The organism is Turneriella parva DSM 21527 (genome assembly GCF_000266885.1).
GTDB lineage: Bacteria > Spirochaetota > Leptospiria > Turneriellales > Turneriellaceae > Turneriella > Turneriella parva.
This window is the reverse complement of the sequence record NC_018020.1, coordinates 2550318-2572381: the sequence shown is the minus strand read 5'-3', so window position 1 is coordinate 2572381 and position 22064 is coordinate 2550318. Positions and strand designations below refer to the sequence as shown.

At 52.7% G+C, this 22064-nt stretch carries 22 protein-coding genes; 3 read left to right on the top strand and 19 right to left on the bottom strand.

The window, feature by feature from the left end; translation table 11 throughout:
- Nucleotides 1-42: 42 nt before the first annotated feature.
- Nucleotides 43-2034 carry a S1 family peptidase gene (locus tag TURPA_RS12315; protein ID WP_014803635.1) on the top strand — a complete coding sequence of 664 codons (1992 nt, stop codon included), beginning with the start codon at nt 43-45 and terminating at the stop codon, nt 2032-2034.
- A 1-nt stretch (nt 2035) separates the two neighbouring features.
- Here the strand turns inward: TURPA_RS12315 and TURPA_RS12310 are convergent, their stop codons facing one another.
- From TURPA_RS12310 to moaCB, 5 genes are read right to left on the bottom strand one after another with little or no spacing between them, the layout of a single operon-like run.
- Complete coding sequence (locus TURPA_RS12310; protein WP_014803634.1) at nt 2036-2470, bottom strand: molybdenum cofactor biosynthesis protein MoaE; 435 nt, start codon at nt 2468-2470, stop codon at nt 2036-2038.
- Nucleotides 2471-2713 (bottom strand): MoaD/ThiS family protein, encoded by a 243-nt coding sequence (locus TURPA_RS12305; protein WP_014803633.1) that lies wholly within the window; start codon nt 2711-2713, stop codon nt 2471-2473.
- Complete coding sequence (locus tag TURPA_RS12300; RefSeq protein ID WP_014803632.1) at nt 2710-3624, bottom strand: GTP 3',8-cyclase MoaA; 915 nt, start codon at nt 3622-3624, stop codon at nt 2710-2712. Before TURPA_RS12300 ends, TURPA_RS12305 begins: the two co-directional genes overlap by 4 nt.
- Nucleotides 3618-4832 carry a molybdopterin molybdotransferase MoeA gene (locus TURPA_RS12295; RefSeq protein WP_041949301.1) on the bottom strand — a complete coding sequence of 405 codons (1215 nt, stop codon included), beginning with the start codon at nt 4830-4832 and terminating at the stop codon, nt 3618-3620. The genes TURPA_RS12300 and TURPA_RS12295 overlap by 7 nt, the downstream gene beginning before the upstream one ends.
- Nucleotides 4833-4848: 16 nt before the next feature.
- A complete protein-coding gene (gene moaCB / locus TURPA_RS12290) occupies nt 4849-5766 on the bottom strand; it encodes a bifunctional molybdenum cofactor biosynthesis protein MoaC/MoaB (protein WP_014803630.1) in 918 nt (305 codons plus the stop codon).
- A gap of 182 nt (nt 5767-5948) precedes the next feature.
- Between moaCB and TURPA_RS12285 the strand changes: the two genes are divergently transcribed.
- On the top strand, nt 5949-6572 hold the full coding sequence (locus TURPA_RS12285) for an ACT domain-containing protein (RefSeq protein WP_157210483.1): 624 nt from the start codon (nt 5949-5951) through the stop codon (nt 6570-6572).
- A 9-nt stretch (nt 6573-6581) separates the two neighbouring features.
- On the opposite strand, the gene TURPA_RS12280 is transcribed toward TURPA_RS12285, so the two are convergent.
- Genes TURPA_RS12280 through TURPA_RS12270 form a run of 3 tightly spaced genes read right to left on the bottom strand, consistent with a single transcriptional unit; the run spans nt 6582 to nt 8612 of the window.
- The gene (locus tag TURPA_RS12280; protein ID WP_014803629.1) at nt 6582-7301 is read right to left on the bottom strand and encodes a hypothetical protein; all 720 of its coding nucleotides are present in this window, start codon (nt 7299-7301) and stop codon (nt 6582-6584) included.
- A 9-nt stretch (nt 7302-7310) separates the two neighbouring features.
- A complete protein-coding gene (locus tag TURPA_RS12275) occupies nt 7311-8162 on the bottom strand; it encodes a 2,3,4,5-tetrahydropyridine-2,6-dicarboxylate N-succinyltransferase (RefSeq protein ID WP_014803628.1) in 852 nt (283 codons plus the stop codon).
- 3 nt (nt 8163-8165) lie between these two features.
- Complete coding sequence (locus tag TURPA_RS12270; protein WP_014803627.1) at nt 8166-8612, bottom strand: hypothetical protein; 447 nt, start codon at nt 8610-8612, stop codon at nt 8166-8168.
- A gap of 171 nt (nt 8613-8783) precedes the next feature.
- On the opposite strand from TURPA_RS12270, the gene TURPA_RS12265 reads away from it, so the two are divergent.
- A complete protein-coding gene (locus TURPA_RS12265) occupies nt 8784-10292 on the top strand; it encodes a M16 family metallopeptidase (protein ID WP_053332184.1) in 1509 nt (502 codons plus the stop codon).
- A gap of 2 nt (nt 10293-10294) precedes the next feature.
- On the opposite strand, the gene TURPA_RS12260 is transcribed toward TURPA_RS12265, so the two are convergent.
- Genes TURPA_RS12260 through TURPA_RS12210 form a run of 11 tightly spaced genes read right to left on the bottom strand, consistent with a single transcriptional unit; the run spans nt 10295 to nt 22058 of the window.
- A complete protein-coding gene (locus tag TURPA_RS12260) occupies nt 10295-11200 on the bottom strand; it encodes a tyrosine recombinase (RefSeq protein ID WP_014803625.1) in 906 nt (301 codons plus the stop codon).
- A 38-nt stretch (nt 11201-11238) separates the two neighbouring features.
- The gene (locus TURPA_RS12255; protein WP_014803624.1) at nt 11239-12555 is read right to left on the bottom strand and encodes an MFS transporter; all 1317 of its coding nucleotides are present in this window, start codon (nt 12553-12555) and stop codon (nt 11239-11241) included.
- Entirely contained in the window at nt 12555-13286 is a 732-nt protein-coding gene (locus TURPA_RS12250) for a hypothetical protein (protein ID WP_014803623.1), read from the bottom strand. The genes TURPA_RS12255 and TURPA_RS12250 overlap by 1 nt, the downstream gene beginning before the upstream one ends.
- Nucleotides 13252-14508 (bottom strand): SAM-dependent methyltransferase, encoded by a 1257-nt coding sequence (locus TURPA_RS12245; protein ID WP_014803622.1) that lies wholly within the window; start codon nt 14506-14508, stop codon nt 13252-13254. Before TURPA_RS12245 ends, TURPA_RS12250 begins: the two co-directional genes overlap by 35 nt.
- Nucleotides 14505-15260 carry a DUF1365 domain-containing protein gene (locus TURPA_RS21890; RefSeq protein WP_014803621.1) on the bottom strand — a complete coding sequence of 252 codons (756 nt, stop codon included), beginning with the start codon at nt 15258-15260 and terminating at the stop codon, nt 14505-14507. Before TURPA_RS21890 ends, TURPA_RS12245 begins: the two co-directional genes overlap by 4 nt.
- Before the next feature lie 2 nt (nt 15261-15262).
- A complete protein-coding gene (locus TURPA_RS12235) occupies nt 15263-16516 on the bottom strand; it encodes an NAD(P)/FAD-dependent oxidoreductase (protein WP_014803620.1) in 1254 nt (417 codons plus the stop codon).
- Complete coding sequence (locus tag TURPA_RS12230; protein WP_014803619.1) at nt 16513-17301, bottom strand: MerR family transcriptional regulator; 789 nt, start codon at nt 17299-17301, stop codon at nt 16513-16515. The genes TURPA_RS12235 and TURPA_RS12230 overlap by 4 nt, the downstream gene beginning before the upstream one ends.
- The gene (locus TURPA_RS12225; RefSeq protein ID WP_014803618.1) at nt 17298-18323 is read right to left on the bottom strand and encodes an SAM-dependent methyltransferase; all 1026 of its coding nucleotides are present in this window, start codon (nt 18321-18323) and stop codon (nt 17298-17300) included. Before TURPA_RS12225 ends, TURPA_RS12230 begins: the two co-directional genes overlap by 4 nt.
- A 43-nt stretch (nt 18324-18366) precedes the next feature.
- Nucleotides 18367-20001 carry a serine hydrolase gene (locus TURPA_RS21885; protein WP_014803617.1) on the bottom strand — a complete coding sequence of 545 codons (1635 nt, stop codon included), beginning with the start codon at nt 19999-20001 and terminating at the stop codon, nt 18367-18369.
- Entirely contained in the window at nt 19998-21509 is a 1512-nt protein-coding gene (locus tag TURPA_RS12215; RefSeq protein ID WP_157210482.1) for a S41 family peptidase, read from the bottom strand. Before TURPA_RS12215 ends, TURPA_RS21885 begins: the two co-directional genes overlap by 4 nt.
- Before the next feature lie 12 nt (nt 21510-21521).
- Complete coding sequence (locus TURPA_RS12210) at nt 21522-22058, bottom strand: hypothetical protein (RefSeq protein WP_014803615.1); 537 nt, start codon at nt 22056-22058, stop codon at nt 21522-21524.
- Between the last annotated feature and the right edge of the window lie 6 nt (nt 22059-22064).

The following is a 22064-nucleotide window of genomic DNA, read 5'->3' as shown; positions in this document are numbered from 1 at the left end:
AATTGTTTGACCAAGCAAAAGCCGGCAAGATTCTAGCCGATCATGTTTCACCCATCGCTGCCACAACCGACTGGTTTTTCAAAAGTTCTGCCGTTAATTTGCCTGTTGGCTTTGCCATCACAGGCCAATACTGAGCAGGCAGGCCCCGACCTGACGCGCACGCGCAAGGCGGTATTTGAAATTGTTCTGAAAAAGCCGACCAAAGATTCGCTGACTTATGAAGAAAAACTTCCGGTGCACCTGCTGCCTTACACCGAGCGCACCGATAAATATTATTCAGTCGGCAGTGCTTTCGCGATCAATGAGAACGAGGTAATTACTGCATGGCATGTAATCGATCTGGGGGCCGGTGGGCTAAACCGCGAACTCTTTTTGCGCGACCATGAGGGCAACGTCTCAGAAATAAACGAAGTAACAGCCTTCTCGAACCGGCGCGACTATGCAATCTTGACGGTTAAAGACAAGAAGTTTAAGCATGCGTTGAAATTTGCAGGCAAGAAGAAAATCAACGAGCGCGTTTATGCGGTGGGCAATGCCCATGGCGAGGGTATTATCAGCCGCGACGGCATATTTACCTCAGAAACACCCGAGGCAGTTGAAGGCCAGTGGAAATGGATTCGTTTCACGGCGGCCGTGTCACCGGGCAACAGCGGCGGGCCGTTGCTAAACCAGAAAGGCGAGGTTCTGGGTATTGTTCTGCGCAAGAGCCAAAATGAGAATCTGAATTATGCCCTGCCGACAGAACAGTTTTTAGGGCCAAAGCACGCAAACAAACTCGAATACCGGTATAACTACAGATTCTACAATACAATTCTTCGTACCCGCTCGCAGTATGAAAAATCGTATTCGGTGCCGGTATCGTACCGCGTTCTCGATGAGCAGATGGAGAAAGATCATCTGCAGCTTTCAGAAAAACTTCTCGCGGAATTCATGCGCGAGAAAGAACCCGAGTATTTTCCCAATGGGCCTGGCTCAGCGAAAATACTGAACAATACCTATGACAATTCGTTTCCGATGATGATTGGCCAGTCGGGCGACGGCGTCTGGACGATATTTGAACCGGAGAAAAAAGAAAAGGTCGACATGCCGGGCGGCGGGGCGATCGTCTATGGCTCGATGAGCGGCCTGTATTTTCAGGCAATGCACTTACCGAAAGACGAAAGTGTGCTCAAGTATATCTCAGACCCGAAATACCATCTCGACCAGATGCTGAAATATGTACGCTTTGAACGCGAGATGGCAGGCCAGAAAATACGCGTCACCTCTTTCGGCAGCCCGGCGCGCAGTAAAATTTATTCAGACCGTTTCGCGCGCAAATGGGTAGTCAGCGAATTCGAAATCGAATACTGCAACGAAATTCTGCTCATCTATTCGACGCCCACGCCTGAAGGCATTATCAGTATCATCGTGCGCAACAGCGCCGGCCTCGTTAAAAATGATTACGCTCCCGATGTGCGTAAAGTCGTCGATTACATCATGTTCTCGCACTATGGTCAGTTTAAATCGTGGGTGGAGTTTCTTAAATTAACCCAGTATATACCCGATGAATACAAAACTTTTCGGTTTAGCTACACGAGTGGAGAAATGCTCAACATTACTTTGCCTGAATACAGCCTGAAACTGAATGCCAAGAACTTCACCATAAACGACGAAAGCGATCTGCGTGTCGATTTTGGTTACATGATGCAGAATAAAAAACTCATCTGGCGGCTGACTGATATACAGGTCGGCGAGAACAAAAACACGGCAACGGTGGCGCAGATCTATCGTATGGCCAAGCCAGGTGAGAACACACCCGAATCTTTCATGTCAACCTGGCAAAAGCTGGCCGCGGGCACAGAACCCTATGACGGCAGCATTAAAACCGGCGAGAACAAATCAACTTCGCAGAAACCGCTGAAGGGTCTGGCGGGCACGGCCTCTGATGGTGTGCCTTACCAGTATATTCTGCGCTATATTCACGAGGGCAAAATCAGCGACGAAGATCTGCTGAAGCGTATGGCAGCCGTTGAGGCTGCCCTGAAAAAGAACTGATTTAATGATGGCAATTTTCGCCCCACATGCTCGTGCCATCGGTGAAAAATTCGCGCTTCCAGATGGGGGTTTCTGCCTTCACGCGGTTGATGATGTACTGATTTGCTGCATAGGTCTCTGTGCGGTGGCGGCCGCAGGTGATGACGACGACGGCGCTTTCACCCACCTCGAGCATGCCTAAGCGGTGCACGCAGAGCGCCGCGATTAACGGATATTCGGCAGCAGCCGCGCGAACAACCTCAAGCATATGCTTTTCGGCAAGCGGCTTATGCGCCGTATACTCGAGCTGGCTGACGTCTTTGCCATGGCTGAACCCCCGAATCTCGCCGCTGAAAATTACTCGGGCGCCGATCTGTGATGACGATGGCATACTCTTGGCCATAGCCAATACACGGCTCAGATCAATCGGTTTTTCGGTCAGCTCTGCAAGATACATTTATCCTCCGCTTGAAGGCGGCAGAATATAGCATCGCGCCCCGGCGGTGAGCAAAGTGTCAGGCGTCAGAAATGCTTCGTCTGAGGCAGCCCGTGAAACCTTCAGCCAGTCTGCGGCAAGAGCGTTCTTCTCTGTCAAGGCAGTGAAGAGCGTCGCAACCGTCGCGGCTTCACTCAGTTCGAGGGAGAGCGAATCGCCGAAGAAATCCCTGAGCTGTGCATAGAAATGGACTTCGATTTTCATCCGCCGATCTCCCGCATGACCAGTTGGCTGCCGGTAAATTTTTCAGCTTGCTTCAGCTGCATTGCCGATCTCAGCACGGCCGCCACGTCGATGCCCTCCGCGGCAAGATCATGGCTCTGCTGAGAGCTCAGGCAGCCGAAGATTCTGCCATGACTGTCGAGGCGCAGCCGGTCGCAATCTGAGCAAAATGGCAATGAAGTATTGCCGATGATGCCAAACCGGTAGCCCCCGTCGAGTTCGTAATAATGCGCGGTCGCGTGTGGTGCACGGGGCAGAGCACGAAATTCAAAAGCTGTTGCGATCACCGACAGAATGTCTTCGGCTGCAACCAGCCTTGCCGACCGTTCAGCGTGCAGGTGTCCCATTGCCATCAGTTCGAGAAAACGTATCGTAACGTGCTTACCCTTTGCCCAACCCAAAAGCGGCAGAATCTGCGAATCATTGACTTCACCGACAAGCGTGGTGTTGATTTTGGTTTCAAGGCCTGCAGCTTTCGCCGCATCAATGCCCGCGAAAACCGCGGCGGGTGAACGGCCCCCCATGACGCGAAAGATTGTTTCGTCGAGTGCATCGAGCGAGACGTTCACTGCAGAAAGTCCGGCTGCGCTGAGGGGTTTCGCCAGACGAGCCAATGCAAAACCGTTTGTGGTCAGCGATATTTTTGAGATCCCCATGGCGCTCAGCCGCGCAACCAGCGGCACAAGGTCGCGGTACAGCGTTGGTTCGCCGCCGGTTAAGCGAATTTCATTCAGGGGATTCACTGCGTGAATAGCGCTGACCCAACGGAGAAAATCTTCAACTCTTGTCTGTGCCTTTTCTGCTGGTGCTTCATGGCCTGTGACACAATAGACGCACGCAAAGTTGCAGCTATCTGTAAGGCTGAGCCGCAACTTTCGAAATCTTCTCACCATGGTAAAAACTCCACGAGTTCGCCACGGCGGATTTCTTTTTTTTCTGCGGCATGTACCGCCAGGCCGTCTGCGCCCCACCCTGCACGAATATCGCCGCTGCTGTTAAAGGCGACCAGCTCGAGTTCAGGGGTAGATTTCACCTTGCTCAGAATGCGCACCGGGAAAAAATGCTCCAATGCATCTTTTTTCTGCCGGTCTGCCGCAAGAGAAAGAGTGAGCGCCGGGCGGGGCGCCTGCCCTAAGCATGCGCGCAGAAACGGGGCAACATAAACATGAAAACACACCTGCGCACTAAAGGGATTACCGGGAATCGCGAATACCCGAGTCTTGCCCCGCGTACCGAACCACAGGGGTTTACCCGGTTTCATGGCGATTTTGTGGAACACCTGCTTTACCCGCAACTTCTGCAAAACCTCAGGAACATAGTCTGAATCACCGGCAGATACGCCACCGGTTAAAAGCACGAGATCAGAAGAGAGCGCAGCTTTGAGTGCAGTGCTGAGACGCGCTTTGTTGTCAGAGGTATGTTTTTCTGTAACGTTCAGAATGCCGAAGCGGGCGAGCATACACCTGAGCGCGAGCGCATTCGCGTTGCGAATCTGCGTCGGCCTGGGCTTCTTATTCACCGGAATAATTTCATTGCCCGTGGTGATAATCGTCACGCGCGGCAGCTTTTGCACAAGGGGTCGGTGCACGCCGAGCGACGCCAGCAAGGTCACCGAGCTCGGGTCGACCGCGCTACCCGCAAGTGCGAGCGTGCTGCCCCGCTGCAGATCTTCACCCTGGCGTGAGATGTTGTGCCAGGGCAAGATCGACTCACTGGTGAAAGATACTTGCTGCCCGGCGGTTTCGCGCGCATCTTCACGGCGAATGACGGCGTCAAAGGGTTCTGGCACGGCCGCGCCAGTCATGATTTTCAGGGCTGCTGGGGTCGCCTTCTGCCCGCCCCGCAACCGGGAAAGGTGTGCGGGTGCAGCGCCCCCCGCGAAGAGCTTTCCCACGACATCGTAAAGCTTTTCTGTTGCACACTGATCGGCAACAATTGCGTAACCATCCATCGCTGAGCGATTAAACGGAGGATAATCGCGATCGGCGCGCACATTTTCTGCGAGCACACGCCCGAAAGATCTTTCGAGCGCAATTCTTTCTGTGCCAAAGCTGCGGGCTTCGGCGAGAATCAGGGATTTTGCTTCGCTTACGCCGAGCAAGCTGCCCCTCGCCTGGTCAATGCCCACCCCCGTGCAGCATCGCATTGGCATGAAAGATTGCCGGTAAAATTGCATCGAGACTTTCGCGGGCTCCATTTGAGCTGCCCGGCAGACAGATAATGAAGCTCTTGCCGATTGAACCCGCGAGCGAACGGGAAAACATCGCCAGGGGTGTACGCTCGTTGCCGTAATGCCGCATTTTTTCCCCTATACCATCGGCGACCTTCTCGAGCAGGGGAGCAATCGCTTCAATCGCCTGATCGCGTAGCGAAAGACCGGTACCCCCCGTTACGAAAATAAACTCGACGCCTGCGGCAACCCACGCCCTGACCTGCTTCTGTATGGTGTCAATGTCGTCGGGAACAATCTTAAAGTCTGTAACATTGGCCTCGTATTTTTCTACTTCTGCCTTGATGATCTTGCCTGACGTGTCGTCGCGTTTACCCTGCGATACTGAATCAGAGCAGACCAGAATTGCGGCCGTGTGGCCTTTGCCGGTGAGCTTTTTGCGGTCTGCTTTTCCCCCCGTTTTTTCGATGAGTCTGACCCCAGAAATTTCGAGCTCATGGTCAACTGGTTTCAGCAGGTCAAAAACGGTGAGCGCCGTAACAGTTGCAGCCGTCATTGCTTCGATCTCAATGCCAGTCTTGTAAACTGTCTGCGCAAACACCTTCACCACAACCCGGGCTTTTTCGCCCGCCTCTTCGAGTACGAAGTCAATGCCCAGATGCTCGATGGGCACCGGATGGCAATGCGGTATGAGGGCAGACGTCGCTTTGGCGCCGAGAAGCCCCGCGGCACGTGCGACATCAAAAAGATTGCCCTTTGGCAGCGTATTTTCTTGAATCATTCGAAGAGTTGTCGCTGAGCAGTGCACCGTGGCGGTTGCGGTAGCAGTTCGCAGTGAAGCATTCTTTCGCGTGATATCGTTCATGGAAGCCGCATCAGTTTACGAGTTCAGTCATTGCGAAAAGAACTATATCCGACAAATTGCCCGATGCGCAAGTACGGTAGTGCTGGTCGATCGGGAATTCTAAGGTTAGCGCAGGTAATTCGTGCCTCAATCCATCGGGGTGTGGGGGAGTGAAAATGGCATGAAGTTTGCTTGCAAACTGTATGGTAACCGTCTCTGCCCAGCAAACTGCAGGTATTCGACTAACTAGTACGATGCTGGCCGATGGCAACTACAAGCTGCAGTTTTTGTTTCCCCACGACGCGAGCGGTATTCTGTATAAGGTCACTACCGTACTGTTCGCCTATGGATGGGACATATTGAGCGCCTATTCGCGCCCGAATGAAGATGCGGAAGTCGAAGACATCTTCATCGTTAGCTCAACGCGGCACGAGGCGCTGACGAAAACAGCCTGCGACACCATTCTTGAGGCGGTGCAGGAGCTCATTCAAGGCGATGTGACGCCTGATGAGTTTATCGCGCGTTACCCGGAGAAGGTACAGCAGATAAAGAATGCACGGGCGACAAAATCGGATTTCGTGTTTGAAGCGTATCCGAAGCAGCATTGCTCACGGCTCGTCGTCGAGCGGCCCGACCGACCTGGCGTCTTGATGCAGCTGACTCAGGTTCTGTACGCGCTGGGTTTGGATATTATTTCGTTCTCTGCTGAGGCAGTCGTTCAGGGCGTGCGCGATGAGTTTCTCATTAACCACTCTGATGGAACCGAAATCAGTGAGAAAGACCGTGTGTTTCTGTCTGATCTTTTCAACCAGAAGCTGACTTTCTGACGTAACTGACTAACTACGCGCAGGGAACCGCCTTTCTACGTCTGGCGTCTCGAGTCCGAGCGGCGAGTACTCGATAAACCGAGTGCTTTTCGGAGCGGATTTCACAAATTGGCATAGATTCTCACGCGATTGCGCCAGTTCAAAGCCAGTGCGGATAGCGTAACCAGCCCGAAGATGAACAACTGAGCTCTTCTTCAACATAATTTCAAACTGCCAAAGTTCTCTTGTAAGTAGCCGATTGCCCGGTGGCGTATGGTCATCAATGTAGCGGCAGTAGACCTGATTGTCAATGTAAGAGAGATCTGCTCCAAGAAGGTGAATTTCGCGCGAATCTGAACTAACGTTTACCGTGGCGGCACATGAAAGCATGACGCCGAAGACCGTGCCTGGCGAATGAAGCATCGGAAGCTCACCCGATTCTCCAGTTATTTTAAACTGACTAACTACGCGGGCTTTGGTAAACCGCAGGTTTCGCGCATTTGCACCCTGGTAGGCCAAAACAGAAAAATCTACCTCCCCAGAAATTCTGTGAATGTACATATGCCGGCGATTTTCAACCGTGAAAACACTCGCCCGCCGCGGCCGCCAGCGCCGCAGAAAACCTGACGCTATTGAGTCGCTGATAAAAAAGTGCGCGCCCCGGCGCAAGAGATCGCTGATTTCCGTATCACAATAATCGAGCGAGGGGCCAGCCCCGATCAGCGCAAACAGCCCCGCCTCTGAACTCACCCTGGTAGTTTAAACGCTCACTTCAAAATCGCGCAGCGCATTATTGAGCGAGGTCTTTAAATCAGTGGATTCTTTGCGCTGCCCGATAATGAGCGCACACGGCACCTGAAACTCACCACCGGGAAATTTCTTCGCATAACTACCGGGAATCACCACCGAATTCTTGGGCACGAAACTCTTGTAGGTCTTCGTCTCAGACTGCGACACATCGATGATCTTCGTCGATGCTGTGAGGATTACCCCCGAACCCAGAACTGCGCCGGTACTCACCTGCACGCCCTCAACCACAACACAGCGGCTGCCCAAAAATGCATGGTCTTCAATAATGACAGGTAGTCCCTGGGGTGGTTCAAGTACACCGCCAATTCCAACACCGCCAGAGAGGTGAACATGCTGACCGATCTGCGCGCAGCTGCCGACTGTCGCCCACGTGTCAACCATGGTGCCGCCGCCCACATAGGCGCCGATATTCACATAAGATGGCATCATTATGGCTCCCGGTTCAAGAAAGCTGCCGTAGCGCGCCACTGCCGGGGGAACCACGCGCACTTTTTGGGCGGCGTAATTTTTCTTCGTGGGAATCTTGTCCCAGTATTCGATATCGCCGGCATGTGAGGTCTGCATCCCCATCATTGGAAAATACATCAGAATGGCTTTTTTCACCCATGTGTTTACGCGCCATTCGTTTGTGGTGTTTTCGGCTGAATTCGGCGGGGTTGCAACCCTCAATTCGCCGCGATCGAGCATATCAATAATCGCGAGCACGGCGCGACGCGTCTCTGCCTCTTCGAGCACGCCGGGGTTGGAGTTTTTTTCTTCGTATTTCTTCTCAATCAGATCGGGCAGCTGCGTTTTGTCCATGTCTCAATTCAAGATTTTTTCTGGTTCAGCACGCAAAGTAAAATCTGCATTGTTCGTCTTGGGCCAGACCATCAGAGATTCAGTCACTATGCCGGCATTCGGATGCCAGATTGTCACATGGGTCTCATAGTTAGTCACATGAGTGTTATGCCTGTGCCGTCGCGACGCTTTTTTCCACATTAAGATCAGATGGTAAATGAGGAGCGACACACTTATGCGTAACGACGCTGCAACAAAATGAAGCGCATCATATTCAGCTTCCGTAAACCTGGTTGTCACGATAACCCGCTCACCCGGAACCCGATTGTACCGACGCGTTACGCCCCGCCGCACCTTGTGTTTGCGCATCTGCACACGCATGTTTCTGAGCGCCATGCGCATGATCTTGCGTTGCTTGCGCCTCCACTTTGCTGCGACTTGATGGGGTAATGATACGCTGGTGGTCATCATGATCGTCGCTCTCCCGGCCTTATAAATATTAAATACCAGAAAACGTCGATTTTTTCTCACACATTGCGAAAAAATAGTTAGTCAGCCCCATAGCGCTGTTCACCGCAGCCGATTTCAAGAGTCTGGTGCATGCATCATTACTGGCTGACTCCTCTAATTCTACCCCTGCTAGTGCTTATAACCAACCCAGTCACACCGATTGAAGAAAAGTTCGATATGTCAGCCTTCAGGCAGAAAACAGAGAAGAACATCCGCAAACGCACCCTACCCAATGGATTGCGCGTGATACTCATGAGGCAACCCTCTAGCCCGACGATCGCCTGCTACCTGAAGATAGGCGTTGGCTCTGCGAATGAATCATTTGATCAGGCGGGGACTGCCCATTTTCTGGAGCATTTGCTTTTTAAGGGGACTGAGCGACTTGGTACTTTGAACTATGAACAAGAGAAAGTTTATCTCGACCAAATTGAGGCCGATGGTGAACGCATAGACACACTTGAGCGCACGCTGCTGAACCCGCTTCTGACGACCAGCGAACGCCAGGCTATTGAAGACCGCATTGCCCGCCTAAGCACCCGCCTTGAAATGTGGCAAAGCCGGGCTCAGAAATTTGTCATCTCCGAAGAAGATTCGCAGGCCTATTCCCAGGCTGGTCAAATGGGGTACAATGCCTATACCACGACCGATGTGACTAACTATCAGATCAAATTGCCATCCAACCGCCTTGAAATGTGGGCAGAGCTCGAAAGCGCCCGATTTCTCAACCCCATCTTACGCGAATTCTACCCCGAACGCAAAGTGATAAAAGAAGAACGCCGCATGCGCTACGACTCGCGCCCAACATCGCTGCTCTACGAACTTTTTCTCAAAACCGCATTCGGCATGAGCCCCTATGGCAAACCGGTCATCGGCTTCGAAAAAAGTATGCACCGGCTGCGCCTGGGAGAAACCCGCGAGTTTTTCAAACGCAACTACATACCTTCGCGCATGGTCATCGCCATCGTGGGGGATCTCGAATTCGACCAATCTTTCGCCATCATCGAAAAATATTTCGGCAGGCTCAAACCCAGCAATACGCCCGAGTTTCCCCCGACGGTGTACGAACCACAGCGAGGCCGCCGCATCGCCTGGCTTGAGGCCAAAAACTCACCGGCAATGATTTCAGGCTGGGCACGGCCACCGGTGACACACGCAGACGATCGCGCGCTCGAAGTTTTGGCCCGCCTGCTCGGCGAAGGCCAGACCTCGAGGCTCGTCAACCGCCTTGTGATACAAGATAAAATTGCCGGCGATGTGAAAGTCGGTTCTTCAACCCCCGGTGAAAAACTCGATACGCAGTTTACCATTTTTGCAGATGTATTTGATGCTGCAAACTACCCGGCTGTTGAACGGGCCATCGAAGACGAGATAAAGAAATTAGCGGCTGATGGGCCGAGCGAAGACGAATTGCAGAAGATTAAGAACCGCTACGTCGCAGAACTCGTGCACACACTGCAACAAAATGCCGGCCTTGCCGACAACCTTTCTTACTATGAACTCATTCTGCAAGATTATAGCAAAATGTTTACGGCACTCGAAGAAGTAGAGAAGATCGACGCGGCAAAGATACGCGATGTCGCACGCAAATACTTCAAAGAGGCGACAAACACGACAGTCTATATCAGGCAACTCGAACGCTAAAATCAGCTTCGCCCATGCGGGTGGGCCTTACGGTAAACATCAAACAGCCGCTCTTTGGCAACCTGCGTGTAGTTCTGGGTCGTTGAGACGCTGGCGTGGCCGAGCATTTCCTGAACATGGCGAATGTCGGCGCCTGCATTCAGTAAATCGGTCGCGAACGAATGCCTGAGGCTATGCGGTGAAACACGGGCGTCGAGCCCCAGTGCATTGACGCGCTTCTTGATTAGGTAGTGTGCGCCGCGCCGGGTGAGCGGGGTCCCTTTGGCGTTGATGAACAGCGCAGGCGTATTTTTTGCCTGCCGGTACAGTTGGTCGGCGCGTACCGGCAAATATTCGCTGAGTGCCTCGCGCGCTGCTTTGCCGAGATAGACGACGCGCGCTTTGCTGCCTTTACCCATGACGGTCAGCTCTTCAGGCACAAACTCGACGCTAAACCGACCCATATCGAGCGAAAGCGCCTCAGAGACACGCATGCCCGACGAATAGATTGTCTCCCAGAGCGCCTTGTCGCGCAGCGCGGTAAAAGTGTCGCTGATACCGTCGTCGAGCAGCGCCTCGAGTTCCAGCGGCCGTAAGGGCCTCGGCAGCAGGCGTTTGTACCGCGCTGCCTTCAATGACCGGGCAGGATTTTTTTCAGTAAGTTTGCGCCGCTCAAGAAAACGAAAGAATGATTTGATAGCCGAAAGCTTGCGCGCCTGCGTGCGCCTTTCGAGCGCCTGCTCACGATTCTTGAGGCTGCCGATAAATGCATAAACATCTTCGCCGGTAATTTCGTCGTTCTGAATACCTTCGGTCTCGAGAAAGCTGAACCACTGGCCAAGGTCGCGCGCGTACGCAGCCCGGGTATTGGGCGAAGCGTTCTGCTCTGACTCAAGAAATTCAGCGAAATCGCCGGCCCACTCCCGCATAGATGATTATCGGCAGCTTTCGTTGCAATTCAGAAAATTCAGGTTGCGGTCGCGGCGCGGCGCGCTTTTGCGGCAGAGAAATAGAATACCAGCCCTGACAGCACAAAAATCGAACCAACGGCGGGCCCAAAGAGTAGCGCAATACGAAACTTGACAGTTTCATCCGGAGTAACACCAGCCTGGTAGCCAATCGCCCAGAGCAGCATGCCCGAAAGCGCAACGGCAACACCGCGCGAAGCCTTGATGCCGAATTTCCAGAGGCCAAAATAGAGGCCATCGCGGTTCTGGCCGCTTTTCGCCGAATCGATATCGGCTGCATCGGCGACATACGAATCAAACAGCAAAATGCAGCCGGTGAATATGCCGCCCAGAACAGCCGCAGCTATTGGCCCTGCCAGTTTGCCCTCTGGAAAAAACGGATAACTGAATATTGTCATGAAGCCCAGCCCGACAATGCCGACCGTGGCCGGCAGGTCTTTGCCGAACTTATCCGCGAGAGTTACCCACAAAACGACAGAAAAAGACCAAACCAAAATGAAGACGATCAGAACCAGAGCCAGCTCGTCTTCGTTCAGTTTCAGAAAATGGTCATAATAGAAGCGCGCGAGTGTCGAATTGATGGCGACGGCGATGTACGCTAAAAATCCTGCTATGAAAAGCGCCACGAAGAATCTGTTACGAGCCGCCAGCTTCAGGTCATTCAAGAAACTGCGCTCAGCAGATTTTTGCTGCTCGCTGTGCGTCGTTTTGAGCGAGAGAACGCAGACGATAACCGCTGCAAAACATATAACACCCATGACCAGAGCAATCTGCGAGAAGACCTCGTAGGGTGCGGTGCCCGTGCTGCGTCCGCTGCCCATAAACGCCGCAGGTATGACGAGTCCAAGAATCAAGCCGAAGTTGGCAAAAAGCAACCGGGCAGCGAAAATACGAACGCGTACTGCGGCATCTTTAGAGAGTTCAGCAGAAATCGCCGCGTGTGGCACCGTGACCAGGGTAATGCCTGTGTTGAGCAACAGGTTCGAGAGTAACAGCTGCACAAAGATTGCAACTGTGCCGGCAGCCGTGTAGGGAGCAAATATCCAAAAAAGCGACGGTATTATCAATACCGCGCCCGCGACCAGAAACGGTTTACGGTTGCCCCAGCGGCTTTTGAACGTATCAGAGAGCGTGCCGACATAGGGGTCCACGAAGGCATCCCAGACGAGAGCAGCGCCGGCAGCTATCGAGGCAAGATAACTCTCAATTTTCAGCACATCGGTGTAATAGATCAGCAGTTGCAGCCTGACAAAAAACTCGACGGCAAAAATACCTGATTCGGCCAGCGCATAAAGCGATAAGGGTAATATGCGCATTATTTCTCTGGATAGGTGAAAACGACGCGCACCTTGAGACTCTTGCCATCGGGGCCATTGATGTTTGAAATGCCCTCGTATTTTTTTAACCGGCCCGTTTTCGTTTCATACCAGAGTTTAATCGGGCGCACGATCTGCCGCAGCAACACGTTATCGAGCTCGAGGTTCATGCGGCAGACATCGCCAGACTCTTGCCGTGCCACACGAAAGCGAAAGTAATCGAGTTCTATGGGTACAGCAAAGAAAAACGACTTATTCGTACCTGCGCAGATCTCGTTAAAATTTTCGCGCACAAAATAATCAAAGCCACCGTCAAACACCGCAGGCGCAGGGGTTTGTATGCGTTTTTCTTTCATCGGCTCATCGGCCTTGCGCCGTGCGTAATACACTGTACCCCCTGCCTCGCGCCTGATGCCCTCAACATAACCGTCGCGCACATCGCGCAGCTCGTACGTGGGTTGCGTGCGGTTTGGCAGAAATGTGATTATTTTGCTCGCGAATTCTTTGCCGGCAGCGTCGCGGTACGATACACGCGAATATGCATGTTTGCCTTCTTTGTAGAACTCCGAATGATTCTCAGAATAAACGAATTTACCCGTCGAAAGATCGTAGGCATCTCCCCTGAATTTCAACGTGCCGGCAGTCGAGGCCGAAACCTCTACTGTCATGATGGCGATTGCGATAACTGTCGCATGTTTACAGCCTGTCGAGATAAGGTTCAACCAGTCCATTGTAATCCCCCAGTTGTTTTGTATTTGCCCGCCCTAAGACTACCTGTACATCATTGATCGCACGCTCGGCGAAACCCGCCTCGCAAAAACAGAGATAATAGACCCATTTGCGTAAGAACTTTTCATCGTACCCCATTTTGAGCAATTCTTTACGGTTCTTCTCGATGTTCTGCCGCCACCGGCGCAGCGTCGTTGAATAATGCTGGCCCATCGTTTCAAGATCGTTGAGCAACAGATCTGATGTACGGTGCAACGATTTCATGACCTCGTGATTTGACAGCAGGCACGATCCCGGGAAAATATAAATCTGTGAAAAATCGGTATTCTTCAGATATTGTTCGAACCTCGACTCGGGAAATGTAATGTATTGCAGAACGGCGAGGCCTTCGGGCTTCAACAGGCTGGCCACCTTACCGAAATAGGTGTCGAAATATTTGAAACCAATTGCCTCTGCCATTTCAATCGAGACGATTTTATCGAACTGGCCTTCAAGCGTTCTGTAGTCACAAATTCTGAGGTCGATGAGTTTCTCGAGGCGCGCTTTGCGTATCGCCTGCTGAGCATAAATAAACTGCTGTTCAGAAATTGTAATTGTCGTAATGCGACAGCCGTACTTGCGGGCTGCATAAATCGCGAAACCACCCCAGCCGCTGCCAATTTCGAGCAGATGATCGCCCTTTCGCAACTGCAGCTTCTGGCAAATCGTTTCAAACTTGCGCTCTTGCGCGGCGTCGAGCGTGTCAGTGGCTTTACGAAAAATACCGCACGAATAGGCCATGGTTTTGCCCAGCATCAATTCATACAGTCTGTTGCCGATGTCGTAATGCTCAGCGATATTTTTTCTGCTGATCTTGATGGTGTTCGGTCTGAAGAAATGTTTTATACGGTTCACAAAACCGAGAACGTTCAAAAACCAGGTTGATGCTGATGATCCCGAAAATCCCGGCATCTGTCGCGCATTGTCTGCGAACCAGCGCAGCGTCAGATTCAGGTCAGTCGTCTGCCAGGTCGCGGAAACATAACTTTCGCCAAAACCGATTTCGCCATAGAGTACGCAGTGCTTGTAAAAATAGGGATCTTGCACGGTGATTTGGGCTTCGTATCCGGGTTGGTTGCCACGCAGCGAATAGGTTTCACCACCTGCAAATGATTCGGTAATCGTCAGACTACCCTTCTGAATACGGGACAATCCATAGCGAAACAGCTTCTTGTAAAATGTCACTTCGAGCTCCTCAAATCTGCGTGCAGCAATGCTGCGTCGGTATTTTCTTTCGGATAAAACGGCACACCCTTCAGCATCAGGCGAAGGGCATACCAGTGTATCATGACGATTACGCGCGCGGTATAAAATGGAAATTTGAAAAACGCCGCCAGCAGCTGCAGGTCGGTGAGCGGCGAGCGCGTGCCACGCATTTCAGCCACCAGCTCGGCCTTGCCCTCTTTCTGCGTGTGTATGCCGATCGAGAGGCGATCAGCAGGGGCACCTAACCGCATCGCGAAATGGTGAAATGACGAAATAAAAGGCGAAACGTAGAAGTTTTTCTGCGCGTTGTATCTTTCACCCGCCCGCACCAGGTAATGTTTTTGCTGGCCAAAGGTATTGTTCACCTCGACGATCGTCGCGACATGGGCGCCATTGCGGTAGCAAAAGAAGAAACTCACCGGATTAAACACGTAACCAAAGATTGCCGGGTTAGCGAGCAGCATCACGGTGTCTGCTGTGAGTCCCGTCGCTTTTTTGAGAAATGCCAGCGCGGCGCCACGGGAAGTTTCGCTTGAATCGCGCAGCAAAGAAAAGTCGCTGCGCCTGAAGCTGTGCAACCTGCGGCGGTCGAAACCCAAAAGCCTGCTGGCATCACGACTGTCGAATCGCGAAACGTCGACGAAGAGCATGTAGCCCCTGATCGTGAACTTCTGCGGCACGGGTTTTCGCCGCTCATGAAAGATTTCGAGTGAATAAACTCCTTCTTTCATTCTCACAGCCTGCGTGCAATTGCCTCGGCCGCATTTACCGCTGACATGTAGGCATCTTCATGAAAGCCGTAGCGAAAATAACTGCCGCTGAAGAAAATATTACCGGTTTCGTTGAGTCGCGGCAAATGCGCTTGCGCTATCTCTGTCTGCTCGTCAAAGAGCGGGTGCTCATAATCAATTGTGGCGTAGATCTTTGCGGGGTCGATAATTTGAAAATCATTCAGCGACACGAAATATTTCACCGGGCCGGGAATATTCTGCAGCAGGTTCATGTAATAAACGACTGTCGATTTAAACCCGCCGGCTGAATTCTTGCCGAGCTTAAAGTTCCACGAGGCCCAGGTTTTTTTAATCGGTTGCAGAACATTCTCGTCGCTGTGCAATACAGCACGGTTCTGCTCATATTTGAATTTAGAGAGCAGCCTCTTCTGCTCGTCGCTGGGGTTCGCCAGCATGCGCAGCGACTGGTCGGCGTGCGTGGCGAGCAATACCGCATCGAACTCGTGCCGCCCTTTCGCGGTCAATACCTCAACCCTACCGCCGGCTTCGCTGACACGGCTGACTGGCTCGTTCAGGTGTACCTTGCCCTTATGCGCGGCGAGTATCTTTTTCACGTACGAGCGGCTGCCACCCACGACGTATTTCCATTGCAGACCACTGTACAGACTTAAAAAACCGTGGTTCACAAAAAAACGGGCGAACGTGCGCGCGGGAAAAGACAGCATACGATCGGGCGGGGTCGACCACACAGCCGCAGTCATCGGTACGATGTAGTTCTGCATGAAAAAATCAGAAAACTTGTTTCGCCGCAGATAATCGCCAAATGAGCCATCTACCCGCCCGCGCTCCAGATCTTTTGGCAATTGCGTATTGAAGCGGTTGGCTTCGAGTAAGAATTTATAGTAGCGTGGCGAAAGCAGATTCTTTCTCTGCGCAAAGAGCCCCGCAAGGCCGCGCGACGACCACTGCAACCCGGTCAGCGTGTTGTAGTGGGCAAACGACATATCGCTGTTCGCGTATTCGACGCCCAGGTCACGAAAAAGTGTCAAGAGGTGTGGGTAGGTCTGCTCGTTAAAAACAATAAACCCTGTATCTACGGGCTGCGTGCCCCCACCGAGCAGCGGCACGTCAAATGTGTTGGTATGGCCGCCGACATATGAACCCGCCTCAAAAATGCTGATCTCGTATCTGTCGCGTAAAAGCCATGCCGCCCCAAGACCGGCAACCCCGCTGCCGACGATTGCGAGTTTTTTCATTTTGAACCTGCTGTCTTGGCGCCACTACCGCCGATTTTGACCTTAATATGCGGAAACTTCTTGTGCACCGCGCTGACGAATTTATCGATTTCTTCGCGTGATTTGGGAATCGTCGCCGAAACATGAACCTCTTCGTAGTCGCCGTGGTTGAGCTCTTCGAAGAGCCTGTCGAAAGGCAACGCGCCGCAAAATTTTCCGCCGAGTCCCTCAGCCGACATGAGTACGAAGTGCATCATCGCACCGAGTTCATGGGCATCACCGGGAAATGCGACAAACAGGCGGTCGCCGCCCTTCTTGCGCGTAAACCGCAACGCAAGCTGAGAGAGATAACCCATAACCCAGCGCGTGAAAGCATGTTCTGTCGCGACGGTGATAAAGCCTGATTCCCAGGCCTGCCCTACCAAAACCGTCTGCGGATGCACTTTCTTCTGTACTAACGATTCAACCGAATGCGTTTGCAGATATTCGTCGTACTGCTGCGAAAAAACGCTGAAGTTTCCTTCGATCACCTTCTCTAAAAACTGCATCTGTTCGGTTGTGTAGTTAACCTGCGGAGCGATCTCGAGCAGTTTACCGCGCCCCAGATGCATAATGCCCGCAAGTTTCTTGCCATCGGCGAGCAGCCGGTTAATACCCAGCACCACACGATAGTCTTCAGAGGTGTAATACAGATAGCCGTTGTCGCCGCGCTGTGGGTCGAGAATCGAATAGCGCTCGCGCCACTTGCGAATATTCGCCGCCGGCACGCCAGTGAGTTCGCTGAGTTTTTTCGCGGTTAGTCTCATGCCTTCTCAAAGAGGTAGTGACTGACGTTCCACTCTTCGCCGCCGCGGGCACGGAAAAGCTCGGATACCGCAAGAAAGAAAACCCGCCAATAGTTAATCCAACGCGTCACGTTTGCCTCGCCGTAAACTTTCGCGAAAATGCCCTCAATCGCCTTGCGGTTCTTGTCCATATTTTGCAGCCAGTGTTCGCTGGTTAAATGGTAGTGCGTGCCTTTGAAAATGCGCTGCTCCTTCAGGCTAAAACCCTTCGAAAAATATGAAAACAGCTGGTTCGAGGGCATAATGCCTCCCGAGAAGAAATACCGCGACATCCAGTCGTCGCTCGCCTTGTCTTCGAACAGATAGGGAAACATGCGGTGCGTGAAGATGTGCACGAAAAGCATACCTTTGGGCTTCAGCCATGAACGTATGCGCCCAAACAGCTCATCGTAGTTGCGCATATGCTCGAACATCTCAACGGAAACAACACGGTCGAACGAGGCCGCCGGCTTGAAACGATTGACATCCGCCGTGATGATCTTCAGATTTTTTATGCCGCGCCGCTTTGCCTCAGAATCGATGTAAGCCTTCTGGCTTGCCGAATTGGAGATCGCCGTGATACGCGCTTTGGGAAACTTCGACGCCATATAAAGCGAAAGCGAACCCCAGCCACAACCGAGTTCGAGAATATTTTGGCCATCTGCGAGTCGCGCCATCGCGACAGTCTCTGCGAGCATCAGATCTTCAGCCTGGTCGAGTGATTCGCGGCCTGTCGGATAATAGCAGCTGCTGTATTTTCTGTTCTTGCCCAGAACAAGCGCGAAAAACTCTGCGGGAATTTCGTAATGCTGTTCGTTTGCCTTCTCGGTAAGAATCGCGATCTCAGATTTTCTCAGTGTCTCGACGAGGGCCATTGCTTTGGCCTGACCGAGCTCAATATTGTGTGCGCTGATTTCTTTGAGGCGGCGCCGGTTCAGCATACGAATGCCCCGGCGAATGATAAAATCGGGCAAAAGCCCCTTGGCGAGAAGCGAATCGATCATTGTCCAATGAACTTAATAAACCTTGGACAGATCGACAAATAATTTAATCGAGTTTTTTGGCCTCGAGGCCGTTCAGCGCGCGGTCGAGGTGCCAGGTGATTTCGCGCACCTTGTCGGTGTGCCGGTTGCCGAGTAAAATAATTGCCTGCTTCTTCTTCGCGTTTATCCAGTTGATTGAGTGGTAACCGCCGAAATTGCCGTCGTGGTAAGCGACTCCCCGATCGGGATATACATACCACCCTATTGCATACTGGTTCTGCCGCGCCTCGACAGCTGCCTGAGCCTTAAAAAGCTTTGCCTGCGACCTCGGCTTCAGAAGCTTATTGCCGAAAAGCGCGAGATCAAACCGCGCAAGGTCGTCGACTGTCGTGCAGAGCCCCCCCGGCCCTTCCGTTGCGTAGCCATACCTGAACAGCCTACCCCCTGCATCAGTCGCCGGCACAGGTGCATTTTCAGCCTTTGCACTCACGACGAAATCGGTCGCCGTCATTTCAGCTTTCGCAAATATTTCGGATCTCAAAAATTCTGCAAATGGCATTCCAGCGAGTCTCGCGACTATTTCAGCAATAAGTATATAGTTTGAATTTGCGTACACGAACTTTTTTCCCGCGGGGTTAAGCGGCTGTTTTTGCGCGGCAATCAGCGCCAGGGCATTCTGGTTCGTGAAGGGAACTGCCGGCAAGCCCAGCTTATAATAGTCTTCCAGGCCTGAGGTGTGCGCAAGCAGATGTTTCAGTTTTACGCCCTTCAAAAGGTGCGCAAGCTGCGGAAAATACGGCGCTACCGGTGACTCGTAAGAAATTTTTCCCTTTGCTTCGAGCATCGCCGCAGCCAATGCCGTAAACGGTTTTGCCGCCGAAGCGAGATACACGCGGTTTTCGGGTTTGAGTGGCTGGCCACTTTCTGCGTTTTTGCCGAAAGCTCCGCGGTAGATGATCTTGCCGTCGTCGACCACGAGCGCCGTGCCGGCAAACAAACCTTTCTTCGCATAACCGGCGAGCGTAAACTCTACACGGGCAGCAATTTCTGACCGGTCATAGCGCTCTCTGAGTGAAAGATCGGCAACGCGCCCCCTGAGCGCCGCCATGAATGACTCACCGGGGTCATGCTTTTCGGTGCGGTAGGTTTCGTCGGCCTCTTCCCATATCGGGGTGTTTTCAAAGCGCCGGTATTCTGAGTGGCCGATCAGATAGCGAATGGGAAATTTCTGCACCAGCCGGCGAACGATCAGCTCATTCGCCTCAACCTGAGCGGTCGTGAGTGACGCTTCATCGTTACCGACATTCTCAATGCCGATCGAATGGCGATTTAGGCCAATCGCATGCCTGCCGATATGATTCTCGGGCATGAGACGGTAAATGTCACCCGCCTTGCCGACGAGAAAGTGCACGGCGATATTTGCGCCGCCGGCTTTCTTGAGCTGGCTGCGGCCCGATTCCATCTCTTCATGGTTCATGTAATTAAACGAAACATCAAGCGAGTCCATGGCCGTGTAGTGCGAGACAACCATCACCGGCAGCATCTCGAGTGATTCTTGTTTCACGCCATAACGCGATTCAACATAAGCGAGCGTTTGCTGCACGCGCCATTCTGAGAAAGAAATGGGCTTGTCGCGAATGCGGTCAGTACTGCAGGCAAAGAGCCCGGCCGTCAACACGAACAGAATTGAACGTTTCACTTTTTGTCCATTAGATCTGATACGGCGTTGAGGCCCGTGTCTTTGCCCGCGACGAAGTCTGCGGCAGTTTCGACGACCGTGATGTCAGGCTTGAGTCCCCGCCCTGGTTTTTGCCCTGCGACAAGTGGGGCAAAAGCCACTTTGACCAAAGGTATCTCGAAGAGCAGACCAGAAGCGGGCAGCTTGTAAGTGAGTAAAATTTCAGCGGAGTGCCCGTCACCCGGGCTGCCCGTCTCTTCGCCCACGATCACCGCGTTTTCATTGCCGAGGCGCACGAGCCGGGCGAAATTGACGGCAGCCGAATAGGTCGCAGGCCCGGTCAGAATATAGATCTTCTTGAACGCGTGTGCCTGCTCTATCGGCGTCAGTTCGAGAAACCTTGCTTCGGTCGCGCGTGTTTCGAAGTAACCGTCTTTCATTTTATCGGCAAAAGATTTTTGAAGATGATTTTCGGTATCGCGCAGCATCGCCTCGGTAGACGCCATGCCATTAATCGCCTGAGCATACTGTTTATACGGCAGAATACGCGATCTGGCGCTGCTGCGGCTACGGTCGCCCACCGGCTTCGTGATAAACCACGTTGCCGCAGCGGCAGAAAACAGCATCACACCGCCGCGGTTGGTTCGCAGATCGATCACGAGATTTTCAACTCCCTTTGCGCGTGATTCCTGGTGTAGCAGGTTGAGGTGATTGTGCCAGCTTTCAATCGTATCGAGCTGGTTGCCGGTTGGCATAAAGGTATTGATGGCAAGGTACGCCGCTTTCAGCGACGGATTGAACATTGTGAACAGGGGTTGGCTGTGCTGCGCTTTCAGCGCAGACTTACGTGGCACGAATGGTGATGGCTCTGCAGCGGCAGTGTTGACCACAATCTCTTTCTGCCTGTTACCCGACTTGTATTGAATTTTCCATTCTGATGCGGCGCCATTCGCCATATAATAGATAAAAGAAAAACCTTCACCGATGCGGTAATCTGCCCAGCGGCCTTCGGGGTCTTTGATGCCCGCGGCCATCTCAAGCTTTTGCAGAATTTCAAGCATCGGCTTTCCGTTAATCTGCAGAATTTCTGATCCCGGCCGCAGTTCAAGGTACTCGCAATCGGCAAAAGCGCGACCCTCGATGAATTTTAACGGGAAAGGAAAAAGTGCAGTTTTAAGGCCCAGCTCTTCGATCAGCTCTGGCGAAAAGCCGAGCCCGGTATGGTCGACGTGCAGGCCCCGGTAATGTTCGAGCACACGTAGCACAAAATCGCGTATGCTGACCTTTTTTTTCTCATCAAACAGAACCGGCGGCTCTGCTGTGCCAGTTTGCCTGAACGCAGTGGCATGCGCCTCGGCGAATATCTTGTTCATGATTTTGAAATCGCTCTGTGCTGCCGTAGCGCTGATGCCCTGCCCGCGGTTTGTGTCGCCGCGGGCCGCATAAAGTACCGCGAATGAGGCGGCAAACGCGAGCAACCGGGCTGCCGTGCGCGCCCCGCGCTGCACATGGTACCCGATTGCCCGCATTTGCTTCATCGCTTATTTGCCTTTAACGAGTTTCAGAGCCCGGTCGGCCCGGCCACCGAGAGAAATCAGCTTGCTCACAAGTTCTTTGCCCTGCGCGTTCAGCTCTTCGCCCGTTGCCGGCTTCAGCGCACTCATCGCTTTCTCGATAGAATCCTGTTCAGCGCGGATTGCCTTGATTTCTGCGGTCGCACGGTTCGCACGGTCTTTCGATGTCTTCACTTTTGTAATTTTTTCGACCGTTGAGTCAATGCCTTGAAGTTTGTACTTGATTTCAAGCACGATACCCAGGTTTTCTTTCAGCTTAGCGATCGCCGCAGCAATTTTCTCGGCCTTTTGTTCTTCGTCACCGATTTTTTCCGCCTCGGCGTATATTGCCTTGGCTTCAGTCGCTTTCGCCGTCAGCAGGTTCTTGAGCGCCGGGTACTGCGTGACTGCCTCATCGAGTTCTTTCAGGTTGTGCGTCCACTGGCTGGTCTGGCCCGATACACTTTTTTTGCAGGCGCCCGCCGCCACAGCGCAAAAAGCCACCAGAATCATCATCTTTTTCATGTTGTC

Excerpts from the sequence above, each read along its gene's own strand:
- TURPA_RS12215 (WP_157210482.1), bottom strand. The coding sequence starts at position 21,509 with ATGCGGGCAATCGGGTACCATGTGCAGCGCGGGGCGCGCACGGCAGCC.
- TURPA_RS12255 (WP_014803624.1), bottom strand. The coding sequence starts at position 12,555 with ATGCGCATATTACCCTTATCGCTTTATGCGCTGGCCGAATCAGGTATT.
- TURPA_RS12275 (WP_014803628.1), bottom strand. The coding sequence starts at position 8,162 with ATGGACAAAACGCAGCTGCCCGATCTGATTGAGAAGAAATACGAAGAA.
- TURPA_RS12300 (WP_014803632.1), bottom strand. The coding sequence starts at position 3,624 with ATGGTGAGAAGATTTCGAAAGTTGCGGCTCAGCCTTACAGATAGCTGC.
- TURPA_RS12230 (WP_014803619.1), bottom strand. The coding sequence starts at position 17,301 with ATGAGACTAACCGCGAAAAAACTCAGCGAACTCACTGGCGTGCCGGCG.
- TURPA_RS12260 (WP_014803625.1), bottom strand. The coding sequence starts at position 11,200 with ATGCGGGAGTGGGCCGGCGATTTCGCTGAATTTCTTGAGTCAGAGCAG.
- TURPA_RS12285 (WP_157210483.1), top strand. The coding sequence starts at position 5,949 with ATGGTAACCGTCTCTGCCCAGCAAACTGCAGGTATTCGACTAACTAGT.
- moaCB (WP_014803630.1), bottom strand. The coding sequence starts at position 5,766 with ATGAACGATATCACGCGAAAGAATGCTTCACTGCGAACTGCTACCGCA.
- TURPA_RS12225 (WP_014803618.1), bottom strand. The coding sequence starts at position 18,323 with ATGATCGATTCGCTTCTCGCCAAGGGGCTTTTGCCCGATTTTATCATT.
- TURPA_RS12235 (WP_014803620.1), bottom strand. The coding sequence starts at position 16,516 with ATGAAAAAACTCGCAATCGTCGGCAGCGGGGTTGCCGGTCTTGGGGCG.
- TURPA_RS12310 (WP_014803634.1), bottom strand. The coding sequence starts at position 2,470 with ATGTATCTTGCAGAGCTGACCGAAAAACCGATTGATCTGAGCCGTGTA.
- TURPA_RS12305 (WP_014803633.1), bottom strand. The coding sequence starts at position 2,713 with ATGAAAATCGAAGTCCATTTCTATGCACAGCTCAGGGATTTCTTCGGC.
- TURPA_RS12250 (WP_014803623.1), bottom strand. The coding sequence starts at position 13,286 with ATGGACTGGTTGAACCTTATCTCGACAGGCTGTAAACATGCGACAGTT.
- TURPA_RS12315 (WP_014803635.1), top strand. The coding sequence starts at position 43 with ATGTTTCACCCATCGCTGCCACAACCGACTGGTTTTTCAAAAGTTCTG.
- TURPA_RS12270 (WP_014803627.1), bottom strand. The coding sequence starts at position 8,612 with ATGATGACCACCAGCGTATCATTACCCCATCAAGTCGCAGCAAAGTGG.
- TURPA_RS21890 (WP_014803621.1), bottom strand. The coding sequence starts at position 15,260 with ATGAAAGAAGGAGTTTATTCACTCGAAATCTTTCATGAGCGGCGAAAA.
- TURPA_RS12210 (WP_014803615.1), bottom strand. The coding sequence starts at position 22,058 with ATGAAAAAGATGATGATTCTGGTGGCTTTTTGCGCTGTGGCGGCGGGC.